Source organism: Streptomyces sp. NPDC044571, from assembly GCF_040647115.1.
Taxonomy (GTDB): domain Bacteria; phylum Actinomycetota; class Actinomycetes; order Streptomycetales; family Streptomycetaceae; genus Streptomyces.
This window is the reverse complement of the sequence record NZ_JBEZBN010000025.1, coordinates 26,155-40,562: the sequence shown is the minus strand read 5'-3', so window position 1 is coordinate 40,562 and position 14,408 is coordinate 26,155. Positions and strand designations below refer to the sequence as shown.

Sequence of the window (14,408 nt, the reverse complement as noted above, 5' to 3'; positions counted from 1 at the left end):
CGACCCCTACTCCTCCAAGACGCGGGAAGGCCCCGCGAGCGGTGTGCTCGCGGGGCCTTCCCCTTGCCGCGTCCGGCCGGCCGCGGGGCGACCGGGGGGACGACTAGTCGTCGCCGGAGAGGATCTGGAACAGGCGCAGCAGCTCCAGGTAGATCCACACCAGGGTCAGGGTGAGGCCGAAGGCCGCCAGCCAGGCCTCCTCGCGCGGGGCGCCGTACGTCACGCCGTCCTCGACCTGCTTGAAGTCCAGGGCGAGGAAGCAGGCACCGAGGACGACGCCGATGACGCCGAAGAGGATGCCGAGGCCGCCGCTGCGGAAGCCGAGGCCGTCACCGCCCGCGAAGACGGAGAACAGCAGGTTCGCCACCATGAGCAGCATGAAGCCCAGGGCGGCGGCCATCACGAAGCCGTAGAAGCGGCGGGTGACGCGGATCCAGCGCATCTTGTACGCGAACAGCACCGCGGCGAAGGTGCACATCGTGCCGAGCACGGCCTGGATGACCACGCCGGCGCCGAGGTAGGTGCTGGTGGCCGAGCTGATCACGCCGAGGAAGAAGCCCTCGAAGGCCGCGTAGGCCAGGATGATCGGCGGGGAGGCCTTGCGCTTGAAGGTCTGGACGAGCGCGAGGACCATCGCGACGAGCGCGGCGCCGACGGCGATGCCGTACGACTTGTTCACGTTCGCCGGGTCGACGGGCAGGGCGATCCAGGCGATCGTCGCCGTCAGGATGACGGTGCCGAGCGTCATGGCCGTACGGCTCACGACGTCGTCGATGGTCATGGCGCCGGTGCGGGCCGGAGCCTGCGGCATGCCGGTGACCGGGTCGGCGGCGTAAGGATTCGTCGCGTACGGGTTGGTCCCGGCCTGCTGCGACTGCGCGTCAAAGCCCGCGTAGCCGCCGCTGTCGCGGCTGAACCCCCGTCGCGAGAAGACCGGGTTGCTGCTCCTCATCTCACTCCTCCATGGCCACCGGGCGCGGCCTTGCATCAAGAGTAATGCGTTCGCAAAGAAAGCACCCTACTGCTGGAGGAGGATCTTAGGAGAAGGCGCGGCAAAGCGCAGGGGATAACGCAGGGGACTTCGGGAGTGCCCGGAGCCGGACTTGAACCGGCACGGCCTAAAGGCCAGCGAGGTTTAAGCTCGCCGTGTCTGCATTCCACCATCCGGGCAGGGCGTGGCGGCTCCCGTGAAAAAGCACTGGACGCTGCGCCGAGCCTATCCGGAAAGCCCTGGTCGCCAGTGGGCCCTCTATCCGATGTTGTCTGATTTTATTGGCGCTTGAGGGGCCGTCAGACCCGAGAACGCACGGTCGGCCCCTTACGGGCGACGATCACCCCTCGTACGGGAATGACGGGATTTCGATGGCTCGCGCCACCCCGCCCGCCACCCTCCACGCCACCCCGGGCCACCCTCCTGCCCTGAGCTTCTCTGCCCGGCCGTCATACCAGAGGAGGAGGCGGGCGCCGCGGCGGTCAGACTCCAGTGGGCCAGGGAACGGGCACCGCGGCTGATCCGCGGCCCGGTGGCCGCGGAGACGATGGAAGGGTCGTGCCGATCCGCAGACCGCAGCAAGGTCAAGCCCGAGGAGTCCCTTCCGTGACCACCATGAACTACGCCCCCCACACCGCCCAGGCCGTGGCCGCCCGGGCCACCGGACTCTCCAAGGTGTACGGCCAGGGCGAAACCCAGGTGGTCGCCCTCGCCAACGTCTCCGTGGACTTCGGCCAGGGTCAGTTCACCGCGATCATGGGGCCCTCGGGCTCCGGCAAGTCCACGCTGATGCACTGCGTCGCCGGCCTGGACACCTTCTCCGCCGGCTCCGTGCGCATCGGCGACACCGAGCTCGGCTCGCTCAAGGACAAGCAGCTGACCCAGCTGCGCCGGGACAAGATCGGCTTCATCTTCCAGGCCTTCAACCTGCTGCCGACCCTGACCGCCCTGGAGAACATCACCCTGCCGATGGACATCGCGGGCCGCAAGCCCGACAAGCAGTGGCTGGACACCGTGATCGGCATGGTCGGCCTCTCCGAGCGCCTCTCGCACCGGCCCACCCAGCTCTCCGGCGGCCAGCAGCAGCGTGTGGCCGTGGCCCGCGCCCTGGCCTCCCGGCCCGAGATCATCTTCGGTGACGAGCCGACCGGAAACCTGGACTCCCGCTCCGGCGCCGAAGTCCTCGGCTTCCTGCGCAACTCCGTCCGCGAGCTCGGCCAGACCGTCGTCATGGTCACCCACGACCCGGTCGCCGCCTCCTATGCCGACCGCGTCATCTTCCTCGCCGACGGCCGGATCGTCGACGAGATGCTCCGGCCCACCGCCGACGGGGTGCTCGACCGCATGAAGGCCTTCGACGCCAAGGGCCGCACCAGCTGAGGCGCCGGCTCCGGCCGCCCTCCGCCGACCTCCGAACTTCGAGCCCACGACATCCTGGACGCCTCCACCATGTTCCGTACCGCCCTGCGCAACGTCCTCGCGCACAAGGCCAGGCTGCTGATGACGGTGCTCGCCGTCACACTCGGCGTCGCCTTCGTCTCCGGCACCCTCGTCTTCACCGACACCCTCGGCAAGGCTCTCTCGGGCCAGTCCGCCAAGAGCTACGACGGCGTCGCCGTCTCCGTCACCTCGTACGGCAAGACCCGCGACGGCGAGGGCCGCCCCGAGGGCGAGCCCGGCATCAGCCAGCAGACCCTCGACAAGGTCAAGGCCGTGGGCGGCGTCGACACCGTCAGCGGCCGGGTCTCCGGCTTCGCCGGCGTCGGCGACGAGAACGGCAAGCTGATCGGCAACGGCTGGGCCAACCAGGGCGCCAACTTCGCCCCGGTCAGCGCCGGCAAGGACCCCCGCTACCAGTTCACCGCAGGCTCCGGCCCCGCCACCGCCGACCAGATCGCCCTCGACCGGGCGACCGCGGACAAGGGCGCGTACAAGGTCGGCGACAAGGTCCGCGTGGCCACCAACGGCCCGGTGAAGGAGTACACCCTCACCGGCGTCTTCACCACCGAGGACGGCCAGGTCAACGCGGGCGGCAGCCTCGTCCTCTTCGACACCGCCACCGCCCAGAAGCTGTACCTCCAGCCCGGCTTCTACAACGAGCTCCTCGTGGGCGCCAAGCAGGGCGTCTCCGCCGACCAGCTGCTGACCGGCATCCAGCCGCTGCTCGACAAGAACAGCAAGGCCCAGACCGGTGCCCAGCTGGCCGCCGACCAGGCCAAGGCGATCAAGAAGGAGATGGGCAACATGAGCAACATGCTGCTCGCCTTCGCCGGCATCGCGCTCTTCGTCGGCGTCTTCCTGATCTACAACACCTTCACCATGCTGGTCGCCCAGCGCACCAAGGAGCTGGCCCTGCTGCGCGCGGTCGGCGCCAAGCGCGGCCAGGTCGTCAACTCGGTCATGGCCGAGTCCGTGGTCGTCGGCCTGACCTCCTCCACCATCGGCCTGGTCACCGGTGTCGGCCTGGCGGTCGGGATGCGCTCCGTCATGGACTCGCTCGGCGCGAAGATCCCCGCCGGCGGGCTCGTCATCTCCCCGGCCACGATCGTCACGGCCCTCGTCATCGGCGTGTTCGTCACCATGGTCGCCGCGGTGTTCCCCGCCTGGCGCACCGGCCGGATCCCCCCGGTCGCCGCCATGGGCAGCGCCCACCTCCCGGCCACCGCGAAGTCCCTGGTCCTGCGCAACATCACCGGCAGCGTCCTCGGCCTGCTCGGCATCGCCCTGGTCCTGACCGGGGTCTCCACCGGCGGCACCGACGGCCGCTACGCCATCGCCGGCGGAGCCTTCTTCCTGCTCGTCGGCCTGATCGTGGTGCTCCCGCTGCTCTCCCGGCCGATGATCGCCGCCGTCCGGCCGCTGCTGCAGAAGGTCTTCGGCGTCCCGGGCAAGCTGGCCGCGCAGAACGCCGTGCGCAACCCGCGCCGCACCGCCGTCACCGCCGCGTCCCTGGCCATCGGCCTGACCCTGGTCACCAGCCTGTCCGTGCTGGGCATCACCATGGGCAAGGCCGTCGACCGGATGAGCACCGACAAGATCAAGGCCGACTACAAGGTCTCCATGGCCATGGGCGGCGGCAGCCTGGACAAGTCCGTCGCCGAGACCCTGGCCAAGGCCAAGGGCATCAAGGCGGTCTCCCCGCAGACCGCCGGCTCGCTCAAGATCGGCGAGGACTTCCGGGCCGCCTCCGGTGTCAACCCGGCCACCATCGGCGAGATCCTCAACATCGACGTGGTCGGCGGCTCGCTCGCGAGCCTCGGCAAGGGCGAGGTCGCGGTCGCGGAGAAGACCGCGACGAAGAACGGGCTCTCGGTCGGCTCGACCCTCCAGGTCATGTACGACGACGGCGAGAAGGGTTCGCTCAAGGTGGGCGCGGTCTACAAGGACCTCGACGGCCTGCTGTCCCCGTACGTCCTGGACGACAGGATCCTCAGCGCCCACTCAGAGACCCCGTACATCCCCGAGGTGTACGTCAACACCACCGGCGGCGAGTCGAAGGCCGCCGAGAAGGCCGTCCTCGACGCCCTCGGCAACAACCCGGCGATCTCCCTGGCCACCCAGCAGGACATGCGCAACGAGATGGGCGGCGTCGTCAACCTGGCGCTGAACATCATGTACGGCCTGCTCGGCATGGCGCTGATCATCTCGGTGCTCGGCGTCGTCAACACCCTTGCGATGTCCGTCTTCGAGCGGACCCAGGAGATCGGCATGCTGCGGGCGATCGGCCTCGACCGCAGCCGGGTCAAGAACATGATCCGCCTGGAGGCCGTGGTCATCTCCCTCTTCGGCGCGGTCCTCGGCATCGCCGTCGGCGTCTTCCTCGCCTGGGCGGTCGGCTCCACCCTGGCGAAGTCGGTGCCCGGCTACGCGCTGGTCCTCCCGTGGGACCGGATCGGCATCTTCCTGCTGCTCGCCGGTGTGGTGGGCGTCCTGGCGGCCATGTGGCCGGCGCGCAGCGCCGCCAAGCTGAACATGCTGACGGCCATCAAGACCGAGTAGTCGCCGTCCGCTCGGACACGGAGGGCCCCGGGGCAGCCGCCCCGGGGCCCTCCCGCTGTCCGCGGTGCCGTACGGGGCCTACGCGCCCCAGGTGCGCAGCCGCAGCGGCAGCCCGGACTCCCCCGCCCCGGAGGGCCGCACCGCGAGGACCTGGTTGACCCCGAGGCGGCCCCGCTCGAAGCCCAGCGCCGAGGCCGCCATGTACAGCCGCCAGACCCGGGCCCGGCCGGGCGAGGTCAGCCGGACGCACTCGTCCCAGTGCCGCTCAAGCCGCGCCACCCAGGCCCGCAGGGTCAGCCCGTAGTGCTCGCGCAGCGCCTCCACGTCCCGGACCTCGAAGCCGGCCCGTTCCAGCTCGCCCACCGTGCTGCCGAGCGGGGAGAGTTCGCCGTCCGGGAAGACGTAGGCGTCGATGAACTCGTCCATCCGGTACGCCTCCTCGTCCGGCTCGGGCCTTCGCGCGATCTGGTGGTTCAGCAGCCGGCCGCCGGGCGGCAGCAGGGCGTGGAGGGTGCGGGCGTATCCGCGGTACCGCTCGGCGCCGACGTGCTCGGCCATGCCGATGGACGAAATCGCGTCGTACGGCCCGTCCTTGACGTCCCGGTAGTCCTGGACGCGGATGTCGACCCGGTCCGCGAGCCCCTCCTCCGCGATCCGCTTGCGGGCGTAGACGGCCTGTTCGCGCGAGAGCGTGATGCCGGTGACGTGGACGTCGTACTCCCGGGCGGCGTGCAGGGCCATGGAGCCCCAGCCGCAGCCCACGTCCAGGAGCCGTTCGCCGGGGCGCAGGCCCAGCTTGCGGCAGACCAGGTCGAGCTTGTCGCGCTGGGCCCGCTCCAGGGTGGAGCCGGGGCTCCAGTAGGCGCAGGAGTACACCATGGACGGGCCGAGGACCCGCTCGTAGAACTCGTTGCCCACGTCGTAGTGGTGGCTGATCGCCTGCCGGTCGCGGTTCTTGCTGTGCGCCGGTCCGCCGCGGCGGGAGGCCTCCTCGGGCGGCGGTGCGGGCGGGCTCCAGGGCCGGGCCAGCGTGACCAGCTCCCGTACGGCGGCCCGCGCGTCCGGGTCGCGCAGCAGGGCGGCGGTCCGGGCGGCGCCGGCGGCCCGCTCCGGCAGGTGCGTGCGGCGCACGGCGGCGGGTTCCCGCTCCCAGAGCAGGCCCGCGACCCGGCCCAGCAGCTCGAACAGGTCGCCGTCGACGGTCACCTCCCCGGCGACCCAGGCGCGGGCGAGCCCCAGTTCGCCGGGCTTCCACAGGATGCGGCGCAGGGCCCGCCGGCGGGCGATGACCAGGACGGGGCCGCCGGGCGGTCCGGCCTCGCTGCCGTCCCAGGCTCGGATGCGGACGGGCAGGGGGGCGCCCAGCAGGGTCTCGGCGAGTGCGGCCAGCCGCGGCGCGGCGTCGGTCATCGAAGGCACCTCCTGAATGATCCGACCGAACGGCCTACCCAATTCCGGCGCCGGATAAGCCGGGACGGCGCGCCGAGGCACCCGGTGGCGCGGCGAAGACACCCCGACGGCGCGTCCACGGCACGCGCACGGCACGTCGACGGCACGCCGAAGGGGCCGCCCGCACCACGGATGGCGGGCGGCCCCTTCGGGGACGTACAGGGGTACTACCGGCGGGTCAGGAGGCCTTGGCCTTCTGGGCCGGTGCCGCGGCGGCGGCCGGAGCCGGCGCCGGCTTGGCGGCCTCGTAGAACTCCTCGCGCGGGGTTTCGAGGGCGCCGAGGGAGACGACCTCGCGCTTGAGGAACATGGCGAGGGTCCAGTCGGCGAAGACGCGGATCTTGCGGTTCCAGGTCGGCATGGCCATGCCGTGGTAGCCACGGTGCATGTACCAGGCGAGCCGGCCCTTGAGCTTGATCTTCATCTTGCCCATGACGATCATCGCGACGCCCTTGTGGAGGCCGAGACCCGCCACCGCACCCTTGTTGGAGTGCTCGTACTCGGTCTGCGGGAAGCCACGCATGCCCGAGATGACGTTGTCGCCGAGGACCTTGGCCTGGCGCAGCGCGTGCTGGGCGTTCGGCGGGCACCAGGCGTTCTCGACGCCGGCCTTGCGGGCGGCGACGTCCGGGACCTGGGCGTTGTCGCCGGCGGCCCAGATGTAGTCGGTGCCCTGGACCTGGAGGGTGGGGGCGGTGTCCACGTGGCCGCGCGGGCCCAGCGGCAGGCCGTAGCGGGCCAGGGCCGGGTTGGGCTTGACGCCCGCGGTCCACACGATGGTGTTGGAGTCGACCTCAAGGCCGTTCTTCAGCACCACGTGGCCGTCCACGCAGGAGTCCATCGAGGTGTTGAGGTAGATCTCGATGCCGCGGGACTCAAGGTGCTCCTTGCCCCAGGTGCCGAGCTTGGGCCCGACCTCGGGAAGGATCTTGTCCGCCGCGTCGACCAGGATGAAGCGCATGTCCTCGCGCTTGATCGTGGCGTAGTACTTGGCGGCGTCGCGGGCCATGTCCTCGACCTCGCCGATGGTCTCCGCGCCGGCGAAGCCGCCGCCCACGAAGACGAAGGTGAGGGCCTTGCGGCGGACGTTCTCGTCCGTCGTGGACTCGGCCTTGTCCAGCTGCTCAAGGACGTGGTTGCGCAGGCCGATGCCCTCTTCGACGCCCTTCATGCCGATGCCCTGTTCGGCGAGGCCGGGGATCGGGAAGGTGCGGGAGACGGCGCCGAGCGCGATCACCAGGTAGTCGAAGGGCAGCTCGTACGCCTCGCCGACGAGCGGCGTGACGACGGCGACCTTGCGGTCCTGGTCGATGCTGGTGACCCGGCCGGTGAGAACCTCAGCCTTGGGCAACACGCGTCGCAGCGGGACGACGACGTGCCGAGGCGAGATGCTGCCTGCGGCCACTTCGGGGAGGAAGGGCTGGTAGGTCATGTACGAGCGCGGGTCGACGACCGTGACGGTCGCCTCGCCGTAACGCATCTTCTTCATGATGCGCTTGGCTGCGTACAGGCCTACGTACCCACCTCCTACAACGAGGATCCTGGGACGCTCCGTGGTGCTCATGGAACGAGTATCCAGCACCCTCAGGGGTGACGCTCGTGAGCCCCTTCACAAGGTGTGCCGAGGCCTCTGCTACACTGCGCGGCCCACGTGACGGAGGTCATGGCGCCGAGGGGGAACCACGGTGTAACGGGATTCGTTGTTCACCCGTCCTGAACTGGCCTCCAGGCGCTCAACCGGAGTAGACCACCGGGTTCGTGGATATCTACCGGCCGACCGCGCCGAGCTCCGCGGTTCGCACAAGCGCCCGTCCAAAACACGCCTACGACCCCCGGGAACCCCCCGAAAGTGCCTTCGGACGCCCCCGCAGGCTTCTTTTCCTTGTGAAGAACTTCACGAACTTTCTCGGCAGGCGGCCCCGCACACCCCTCCGGAGGGCGGTTTCGCGCCACCCGGGGAGCCCCCGCCCCACGCGAACGGGCCGACCGGAACGGGGTGTTCCGGTCGGCCCGGGGCCGTGCAGGGGGTGCGGCGGGGTCAGCCGTCGGCGAGGGCCGCGTCCCAGGCGATGCCGTCGAGGATGTCGTGTTCGGAGACCACGACCTCCGAGGCCCCGATCCGCTCCATGATCGCCAGGAGGATCAGCGCGCCCGCGCCGATCACGTCGACCCGGCCGGGGTGCATGACCGGGATCGCGGCCCGCTCGGCGTGCGTGGTGGTCAGCATCCGCTCACTGATCTCGCGGACCGTCTCGTACGGGATCCGGGAGTGGTGGATGGCCGAGGAGACGTACTCCGGCAGCCCGAGCGCGATCCCCGCGACCGTGGTCACCGAGCCCGCCAGGCCCACCAGCGTGCGGGCCTCGCGCAGCGGCACCGTCTGCTCGGCCAGGTCCAGGGCCGCCTCGATGTCGGCCCGTATGGCGGCGATCTGCTCCGCGCTCGGCGGGTCGCTCACCGCCCCGTCCACCACCAGGTGGCGCTCGGTCATCCGTACGCAGCCCATGTCCACGGAGCGGGCCGCCCGTACGTGCTCCTCGCCGACCACGAACTCGGTCGAGCCGCCGCCGATGTCCACCACCAGGAACGGCTTGTCCATGTGGACGGCGCCCGTCAGCTCCTTGGTGGCGCCGACGAAGGAGAACTCCGCCTCCTGGTCACCGGAGATCACCTCGGGCTCGACGCCCAGGATGTCCAGCACCCCCCGGACGAACTCGTCCCGGTTCTCGGCGTCGCGGGAGGCGGAGGTGGCCACGAAGCGCAGCCGCTCGGCGCCGAGCTCCTTGACGACCGCCGCGTAGTCGCGGCAGGCCGCGAAGGTGCGCTCCAGGGCCTCGGGGGCCAGCCGGCCCGTCTTGTCCACGCCCTGGCCGAGGCGGACGATCGTCATCCGCCGGTCCAGCTCGACCAGCTCGCCGGTCGCCGTGTCGCAGTCCGCGACGAGCAGGCGGATGGAGTTCGTACCGCAGTCGATGCCCGCGACCCGGGTCACGCGCCCGCCTCCGTCCCGGCCGTCCGCGCCTCGTCCTGCGCGCCCTCGGTCTTTTCCGCACACGGGGTGACGCAGGCGCCCTTGGCCCACCACTCCGGCAGCATGGCCAGGGCCTCGTCGCCGAACGGGTTCACCCCGGGGCCGGCGGCCAGCGAGTGGCCCACCAGCACGTGCAGGCACTTCACCCGGTCCGGCATCCCGCCGGCGCTCGGGAAGCCCTGGAGCACCTCGATGGCGTCACGGCGCCGGATGTAGTCCTCGTGCGCGGCCCGGTAGGCGGCGGCGAGCTCGGGGTCCTCGGCGAGCCGGGCCTGCATCTCCTTCATCACGCCGTTGGCCTCCAGCGTGCCGATCGCGGAGGCCGCGCGCGGGCACGTCAGGTAGTACAGCGTGGGGAAGGGCGTGCCGTCGGGCAGCCGCGGGGCGGTCTCCACCACGTCCGGCTGGCCGCACGGGCAGCGGTGGGCGATGGCGCGCAGCCCGCGCGGCGGGCGGCCGAGCTGCTGCTCGAACGCCTCGATGTCCGTGTCGGTCGGCTCGGTCCGGTCGGTCTGGGGCGGGGGCGTCTGCATGCCGGAGGAAGTCTCTTCGTTCTCGTGGATGGGTGCTGGTACTGCTCGCTGGTACTGCTGGCCTGTTACTACTGCCTGGTACGGCCCGGACGGCTCGCCGCCGCTCAGTCTCCGGGGTGGTCCGCCTTGTCGACGCCGTCCCAGACGTTCGAGTACCAGGGCCGGTCGGAGCCGGCCTGTCCGCTGCGGTGCCGCTCGGCGGCCTCGGCCCCGGGGTCGGTCATGATGTAGCTGATCTCGCCCGGGCGGACGAAGTGCAGGTGTTTGCGCGCCTGCTGCTCCGCGTACGCGTTGTCCTGCCAGCGGGCCTTCTCGTCGCGGAGGCGTTCGAGGCGCCGGCTCGCCGCTTCGGCCGCCCGCCGCTGCTCCGCGATCTCCGAGCGCTGGGAGACGTACTGGCGCATCGGATACGCGAGGGCCACGACCAGCGTACAGAGGACGAGCACCAGGAGCGCGGCCCTGCCGGTCAGCCGGCTGCGGCGGACCTGACGGCGGCTCTGCGAGCGGTAGACGTGCGCGGCGGTCCGCTCGCCGAGCTGCTTGAGCCTGGTCGCGGTGGAGAAGGTGGAGAACCGATCCCGGTTCCCGGCCATGGTCCCGCCTCCCCTGTGCACGCACTACGCAATACGTCCCCGCACACGGTACGGGACCGAGTGCGGGGACGTACGGAGGCGAGGGCGCGATTAGCCCTTGAAGCGCGGGAACGCGCTGCGGCCCGCGTACACGGCGGCGTCGTCGAGGATCTCCTCGATGCGCAGCAGCTGGTTGTACTTGGCGACGCGGTCCGAGCGGGCCGGGGCGCCGGTCTTGATCTGGCCGCAGTTCACGGCGACGGCGAGGTCGGCGATGGTGACGTCCTCGGTCTCGCCGGAGCGGTGCGACATCATGCACTTGAAGCCGTTGCGCTGGGCCATCTCGACGGCGTCGAGGGTCTCGGTCAGCGAACCGATCTGGTTCACCTTCACGAGCAGGGCGTTCGCGGAGCCCTCCTCGATACCGCGGGCCAGGCGCTCCGGGTTGGTGACGAACAGGTCGTCGCCGACGATCTGGACCTTGGAGCCGAGGCGGTCGGTGACGGTCTTCCAGCCGGCCCAGTCGTCCTCGAACAGCGGGTCCTCGATGGAGACGAGCGGGTACGCCGCGACGAGCTCCTCGTAGTACTCGGTCATCTCGGCGGCCGAGCGGGACTGGCCCTCGAACTCGTACTTGCCGTCCTTGTAGAACTCGGACGCGGCGACGTCGAGCGCCAGCGCGATGTCCTTGCCCGGGGTGTAGCCGGCCTGCTTGATGGCCTCGACGATGAGGTCGAGCGCGGCGCGGTTGGACTCCAGGTTCGGGGCGAAGCCGCCCTCGTCGCCCAGGCCGGTGGAGAGGCCCTTGGTGTGGAGGACCTTCTTGAGGGTGTGGTAGACCTCCGCGCCCCAGCGCAGTGCCTCGGAGAAGGACTCCGCGCCGATCGGGGCGATCATGAACTCCTGGATGTCCACGTTGGAGTCGGCGTGCGACCCACCGTTGAGGATGTTCATCATCGGAACGGGCAGCAGGTGCGCGTTCGGGCCGCCGAGGTAGCGGAAGAGGGGGAGGTCGGAGGCCTCGGACGCGGCGTGCGCGACGGCGAGGGAGACGCCGAGGATGGCGTTGGCGCCGAGCGAGCCCTTGTTGTCGGTGGCGTCCAGGTCGAACATGGCCTGGTCGATCAGACGCTGCTCGGTGGCGTCGTAGCCGACGAGCTCCGGGCCGATCTGCTCGATGACCGCGAGGACGGCCTTCTCGACACCCTTGCCCATGTAGCGGTTGGGGTCACCGTCGCGGAGCTCGATGGCCTCGAAGGCACCGGTGGAGGCGCCGGACGGAACTGCAGCACGGCCGGTGCTGCCATCGTCGAGGCCCACCTCGACCTCGACCGTGGGGTTGCCTCGGGAGTCCAGGATTTCCCGGGCTACGACGACGTCGATGGACGGCACGAGCATCTCCTTCTGGGATGTGACGCTGGATGTGCGGTGGCGGGAGGCCGCGGGACGGCCCTGCCGACTAGAGCCTAACCGGCTCCGGGCACTGGGCCGCCCGACCGCCCGGCTCCTGGGACGAAAAAGGGCCCGAATACCCCGCTTCCGGGACATAGGGACCCTGATCACGGCCTTGATCACGGCCTTGATCACGACCTGCACGTGCCGCCGCCCGGCGCGTGCGGAGACGCGCCGGGCGGCGGGGAGTGCGTGCGGGGGTCAGCTGAGCTTCAGCTTCTGCCCCGGGAAGATCAGGTCGGCGTCCTTGACCGTCTCCTTGTTCAGCTCGAAGAGCTTCTCCCAGCCGCCCTTGACGCCGTTGGCCTCGGCGATGGTGCTGAGGGTGTCGCCGGCCTTGACCTCGTACGAGCCGGTGCCGGCCGGAGCGGCGGCCGGGGCCTCGGAGCGCTCGGAGCGGGTGGTCGGCGCCTCGGCGCGCTTCGGCTCGGTCTTCTTCGGCTGCGTCTTCTGCGGCTGGGTCTTCTGCGGCTGGGTCTTCTGCTCCGTCTTCTTCGGGGTGTCGGTCCCACCACCGGTGTAGGAAGAGTTCGACAGGCCGACGCCGCAGGACGGCCAGGCACCCTTGCCCTGACCCTTGAGGACCTTCTCGGCGATGGCTATCTGCTGCGCCTTGGAGGCCTGGTTTGCCTGCGCGGCGTACGCCTTGCCGCCGTACGCGGCCCAGGTGGAGGACGAGAACTGCAGGCCGCCGTAGTAGCCGTTGCCCGTGTTGATGGCCCAGTTGCCGCCGGACTCGCACTGCGCGACGCGGTCCCACTCGGAGGCGGTCGCGGCACTGGCCGAGCCGGCTGCCATCAGGGGTGCCGCGACGGCGACGCCGGCGACGCCGGCGAGCGTGACGATGCGTGCGGCCTTGGAGGCGCGGCGGTGCTTGCCCTTGCCGGAAAGCAGCATGGAGTTCTCCTCACCGACGCCTACGAGGTGAGCTGTCGGGTTCGGGCCGATGTTGCCCGGCCGCGCGACTGGCGCGCGGCTTCACCCCAAGCCGTTCCCTGACCATCTCTCAATGGCCGGGCCCGGCACCTACCTTGGGTCCCCCGCTCCTGCCTTCGGCGCTTGACGCGACGACTGTTCCCCCCGTCCGCCGGCAGGATTCGGCGATGCGGTCGAAGGGGCCCGCGATGGCGGGCGGTTCAGAAGGTAGACAGGTCCCTCCCCGATGTTCAACGCGCGGCATCGGGGAGAAACGGCCCCTACTTGCGCCCCTCTTACGGGTGTTTGCGCAGGTGAGGACGGGGTTTGCGGAAGGCGCAGGGCGTGACACACCAGTTGACCGGAAGAGACGCATGTCTCACTTGCCGATAACCGACATTCAGCGCCTTCCGGGCGCCCGAACTGCCCTTATTGCTAACTTAGATCCAGATTCTGGCCGGGCTTGATCAGGTTGGCGTCCTCGCCGATGACCTGCTCATTGGCCTGGTAGAGCGCGCTCCACCCGCCCTTGACTCCCTTGGCATCCGCGATGGTCGCCAGGCTGTCGCCCGACTTGACCGTGTACGTGGGCTCCGACGCGGCATCAGGAGCGGCCGGGGTCTCCTGAGCGGGGGCACCACGGTGCTTGCCGGTGGCGGAGGCATCTCCGGTGCCCGCCGGGTCGGTGGAGGCGCCCGGGGCGCCGGGTGCCGCAGGGGCGCTCGGGTCGACCGGGGCGGGCAGCGTGGGGCTCGCCGGGTCGGTCGGGGGCGCGGGGCTCGTCGGGTCGGACGGCAGCGTCGGGGCCGTCGGCGCGGGGACCACGGGGCTCGTCGTCGGGTCGCCCGGGAACACCGGGATCGTGGTGGGGTCGTCCGGCGCCGGCATGACGGGCAGTCCGCTGGAGGGCGCGAGCGGCGCCGCGGGGAGCGTGAACGAGGGGTCCGGGGTCGGGGTCGGCGCCCCGAAGTCCGTGGCGGGCGCGCCGGAACCGCCGGCCGGGACGGCGTCGTCCGGGCGGGAGGGCGTGGGGGCGATCGGCCCGTGGGTGCCGGGCGTACCCGGGTCCACCGCGGCGGCGGGCGACTGCTGGGTCAGCCCGGCCCCGGCGGCGCACAGCTGCCAGGCTTCGGGGCCCTGGGAGGCCAGCACCCGTTCGGCGACGGCGATCTGCTGGGAACGGCTGGCGAGGTCGGGCCGCGCAGCGTAGGTGAGGCCGCCCGCGTTGTTCCACTGCTCCTGGGTGAACTGGAGTCCGCCGTAGGCACCGCTGCCGGAGTCGGCGCTCCAGGAGCCGCCACTCTCGCACTCTGCGACCTTGTCCCACGTGGAGGCGTCCGCCGCGCTCGCGCCGGTGGCGGCGAGCAGGGGCAGGGCCAACGCGGAGCCGGTGACTCCGGCGGTGACGACAATCGCGGGTACCTGGCGGGGGCGTCTGTGGCGGCCGTTCCCGGAACGCATGAGCT

At 71.0% G+C, this 14,408-nt stretch carries 11 protein-coding genes, 1 tRNA gene and 1 riboswitch; of the genes, 2 read left to right on the top strand and 10 right to left on the bottom strand.

The features are described from left to right. Window positions 1–103: 103 nt before the first annotated feature. Both AB0B01_RS15825 and AB0B01_RS15820 read right to left on the bottom strand, forming a co-directional pair. A complete protein-coding gene (locus AB0B01_RS15825) occupies window positions 104–952 on the bottom strand; it encodes a Bax inhibitor-1/YccA family protein (protein WP_361718280.1) in 849 nt (282 codons plus the stop codon). A 136-nt stretch (window positions 953–1,088) separates the two neighbouring features. Then, a tRNA-Leu gene (locus AB0B01_RS15820) sits at window positions 1,089–1,170 on the bottom strand. A 436-nt stretch (window positions 1,171–1,606) separates the two neighbouring features. On the opposite strand from AB0B01_RS15820, the gene AB0B01_RS15815 reads away from it, so the two are divergent. Together AB0B01_RS15815 and AB0B01_RS15810 are read left to right on the top strand one after the other, a co-directional pair. Further along, complete coding sequence (locus AB0B01_RS15815; RefSeq protein ID WP_361718390.1) at window positions 1,607–2,371, top strand: ABC transporter ATP-binding protein; 765 nt, start codon at window positions 1,607–1,609, stop codon at window positions 2,369–2,371. Window positions 2,372–2,440: 69 nt separating this feature from the next. Then, window positions 2,441–4,990, top strand: a complete 2,550-nt coding sequence (locus AB0B01_RS15810; RefSeq protein ID WP_361718277.1) for an FtsX-like permease family protein — start codon at window positions 2,441–2,443, stop codon at window positions 4,988–4,990. 78 nt (window positions 4,991–5,068) lie between these two features. Here AB0B01_RS15810 and AB0B01_RS15805 read toward each other — a convergent pair whose 3' ends face one another. The 8 genes from AB0B01_RS15805 to AB0B01_RS15770 form a co-directional block, all read right to left on the bottom strand. After that, the gene (locus AB0B01_RS15805; RefSeq protein ID WP_361718275.1) at window positions 5,069–6,400 is read right to left on the bottom strand and encodes a cyclopropane-fatty-acyl-phospholipid synthase family protein; all 1,332 of its coding nucleotides are present in this window, start codon (window positions 6,398–6,400) and stop codon (window positions 5,069–5,071) included. Window positions 6,401–6,617: 217 nt separating this feature from the next. After that, window positions 6,618–8,003 (bottom strand): NAD(P)/FAD-dependent oxidoreductase, encoded by a 1,386-nt coding sequence (locus AB0B01_RS15800; RefSeq protein ID WP_356851348.1) that lies wholly within the window; start codon window positions 8,001–8,003, stop codon window positions 6,618–6,620. A 474-nt stretch (window positions 8,004–8,477) separates the two neighbouring features. Continuing rightward, window positions 8,478–9,431, bottom strand: a complete 954-nt coding sequence (locus tag AB0B01_RS15795) for a Ppx/GppA phosphatase family protein (RefSeq protein ID WP_361718273.1) — start codon at window positions 9,429–9,431, stop codon at window positions 8,478–8,480. Then, window positions 9,428–10,003, bottom strand: a complete 576-nt coding sequence (locus tag AB0B01_RS15790; protein ID WP_361718270.1) for a DUF501 domain-containing protein — start codon at window positions 10,001–10,003, stop codon at window positions 9,428–9,430. The genes AB0B01_RS15795 and AB0B01_RS15790 overlap by 4 nt, the downstream gene beginning before the upstream one ends. A gap of 104 nt (window positions 10,004–10,107) precedes the next feature. After that, window positions 10,108–10,596 carry a septum formation initiator family protein gene (locus AB0B01_RS15785; protein ID WP_361718268.1) on the bottom strand — a complete coding sequence of 163 codons (489 nt, stop codon included), beginning with the start codon at window positions 10,594–10,596 and terminating at the stop codon, window positions 10,108–10,110. Between the two features lie 90 nt (window positions 10,597–10,686). Further along, complete coding sequence (eno, locus tag AB0B01_RS15780) at window positions 10,687–11,973, bottom strand: phosphopyruvate hydratase (RefSeq protein WP_361718265.1); 1,287 nt, start codon at window positions 11,971–11,973, stop codon at window positions 10,687–10,689. A gap of 255 nt (window positions 11,974–12,228) precedes the next feature. Continuing rightward, the gene (locus AB0B01_RS15775; RefSeq protein ID WP_361718262.1) at window positions 12,229–12,924 is read right to left on the bottom strand and encodes a transglycosylase family protein; all 696 of its coding nucleotides are present in this window, start codon (window positions 12,922–12,924) and stop codon (window positions 12,229–12,231) included. A 2-nt stretch (window positions 12,925–12,926) separates the two neighbouring features. Beyond that, window positions 12,927–13,095: riboswitch (cyclic di-AMP (ydaO/yuaA leader) on the bottom strand. Between the two features lie 282 nt (window positions 13,096–13,377). Next, a complete protein-coding gene (locus tag AB0B01_RS15770) occupies window positions 13,378–14,403 on the bottom strand; it encodes a transglycosylase family protein (protein ID WP_361718260.1) in 1,026 nt (341 codons plus the stop codon). Window positions 14,404–14,408 lie beyond the last annotated feature (5 nt).